Here is a 2,301-nt window from a genome sequence, read left to right as displayed (position 1 = left end):
TCGGCGGGCAGGGCGGAGACGGCGCTGACGGCGACGGCGGCGACCGCGGCGGTGGCGAGCCGGCGGAACCTGGACGCGGTGGCTGACCTCAGGCGGCTGGGCATGAGGCGCACCATAACCAGACGAGCTGGGATCCGGGGCACCCGCGGTGTGCCCGTCGCCCGTCCTGCCGAGCGCGTGCTGCGGTGCGCACCCTGGCCGTCACGAGGTCCCCGGCGGCCGTCACAAGCTCCCCGCGAGGCGGCTTCCCCCTCCGCACCCGCGGCGGGGCCGAGCACGTTCCGTCCGCAACCGCGGAGACTAGGCTGGGCTGCGTGCCGCACTACCGGATCCGCGAGGTCGCCGCCCTGCTGGGTGTCAGCGACGACACCGTCCGCCGCTGGATCGACGCCGGCAGCGTGGACGCCGCGCACGACGACACCGGCCGGCTCGTCGTCGACGGTGCGCGGCTCGCGGCCTTCGCGCGCGAGCGCGCCACCTCCCCCGCCCCCGACCCGACCGGCGTGGGGCGCTCGGCGCGCAACCGCTTCGTCGGGCTCGTGACCCGCGTCGTGGCGGACGGCGTGATGGCGCAGGTGGAGCTGCAGTGCGGCCCGCACACCGTCGTCTCCCTGATGAGCAGCGAGGCCGCCCGGGAGCTGCGGCTGGAGCCGGGCCAGCTGGCCGTGGCCGTCGTGAAGGCCACCACCGTCATCGTCGAGACCCCCGGGGGCGCCTCGTGAGGAACGTCACCACCGCCGCCGTCGCCGCCGCGCTGCTCGCGGCCTGCGGCCCGGCCACCGGCCCGTCGTCCTCGCCGTCGTCCTCGCCGTCCGGCGCCGGCACCCTCACCGTCTTCGCCGCGGCCTCCCTGACGGCGACCTTCACCGAGATCGGCACCCGCTTCGAGGCCGCCCACCCCGGCGTGGAGGTGGAGTTCGCCTTCGCCGGCTCCTCCGACCTCGTCACCCAGATCACCGCCGGCGCACCCGCCGACGTGTTCGCCGCCGCCGACGAGAGGACCATGCAGAAGGTCGTCGACGCCGGGTCGGTCGCCGGCGGGCCGGTGGCCTTCGCCACCAACACCCTGCAGATCGTCACCCCGCCGGACGACCCGGCCGGTGTCGCGGGCGTCGCGGACCTCGCCCGCCCCGGCGTCGACGTCGTGGTGTGCGCACCGCAGGTGCCGTGCGGCGCGGCGACGCGGCTGGCGGAGGAGGCCGCCGGCGTCGACGTGCGGCCGGTCAGCGAGGAGTCCTCGGTGACCGACGTGCTCGGTAAGGTCACCTCCGGCCAGGCCGACGCCGGGGTGGTCTACGTCACCGACGCGATCGCCGCTGGCGACGCGGTCCGGGCCGTGCCGTTCCCCGAGGCGGCGCAGGCGGTCAACACCTACCCCGTCGCGGCGCTGCGGGAGGCGCGGGACGCGGAGCTGGCGGCGGCGTTCACCGCGTTCGTCGCGGGGCCCGAGGGCCGGCAGGTGCTCGCCGCCGCGGGCATCGGGGCACCGGGCGCGCCGTGACGCGCACCCGCGCCCGGTGGCCGGGCCGGTGGCGCAGCGCGGCCGGTGCCGCGGAGGGGACGGCACCGCCGCGCTGGGTCCTGCTGCCCGCCGCGGGCGGCGCGCTGGCCGTGCTGCTGCAGCTGCTGGGGATGCTCGCGGCGGTGGACTGGGCGCGGTTGCCGGCGCTGGTGACGTCCCCGGCGTCGCTGGCGGCGCTGGGGCTGAGCCTGCGCACCGCGGCCGCCAGCACCGCCGCCTGCGTGCTGCTGGGCACGCCGCTGGCGCTGGTGCTGGCGCGCTCGGCGCTGCCGGGGCTGCGGGTGCTGCGCGCCCTCGTGCTGCTGCCGCTGGTGCTGCCGCCCGTGGTGGGGGGCATCGCGCTGCTGCTGACGTTCGGCCGGCAGGGGCTGCTGGGCCGCGAGCTGGACCTGCTGGGGATCCGTGTCGCGTTCTCCACGACGGCGGTGGTGCTGGCGCAGACGTTCGTGGCGATGCCGTTCCTCGTCGTCAGCCTCGAGGGCACGCTGCGCACCGCCGGCCGCCGCTACGAGGCGGTCGCCGCGACCCTCGGGGCGCGCCCCACGACGGTGCTGCGCCGGGTGACGCTGCCGCTGGTGCTGCCGGGGCTGGCGTCGGCGGCGGTGCTGTCGTTCGCGCGGGCGCTGGGGGAGTTCGGTGCGACGCTGACGTTCGCGGGCAGCCTGCAGGGCGTCACCCGCACCCTGCCGCTGGAGGTGTACCTGCAGCGGGAGACGGACCCGGACCTGGCCGGACCGCCGCATCGAGGTCGCCCCCCGCTGGTGCGCCGTCGACCTGCG

At 77.6% G+C, this 2,301-nt stretch carries 3 protein-coding genes; all 3 read left to right on the top strand.

From position 1 onward, the window contains the following. The first annotated feature begins 314 nt into the window (after window positions 1-314). On the top strand, window positions 315-722 hold the full coding sequence (locus tag ABEB16_RS21070) for a TOBE domain-containing protein (RefSeq protein WP_345714140.1): 408 nt from the start codon (window positions 315-317) through the stop codon (window positions 720-722). Beyond that, complete coding sequence (modA, locus tag ABEB16_RS21065) at window positions 719-1,501, top strand: molybdate ABC transporter substrate-binding protein (protein WP_345714139.1); 783 nt, start codon at window positions 719-721, stop codon at window positions 1,499-1,501. The genes ABEB16_RS21070 and modA overlap by 4 nt, the downstream gene beginning before the upstream one ends. Window positions 1,502-1,581: 80 nt before the next feature. Then, window positions 1,582-2,301: ABC transporter permease (locus ABEB16_RS21060; protein WP_345714141.1), on the top strand; the 720-nt coding region annotated here is incomplete at its 3' end.

The sequence above is a fragment of the Kineococcus glutinatus genome (genome assembly GCF_039542765.1).
Classification (GTDB): domain Bacteria; phylum Actinomycetota; class Actinomycetes; order Actinomycetales; family Kineococcaceae; genus Kineococcus_A; species Kineococcus_A glutinatus.
Note: the sequence above shows the minus strand (reverse complement) of the source record. Positions and strands in the feature narration are given on the sequence as shown.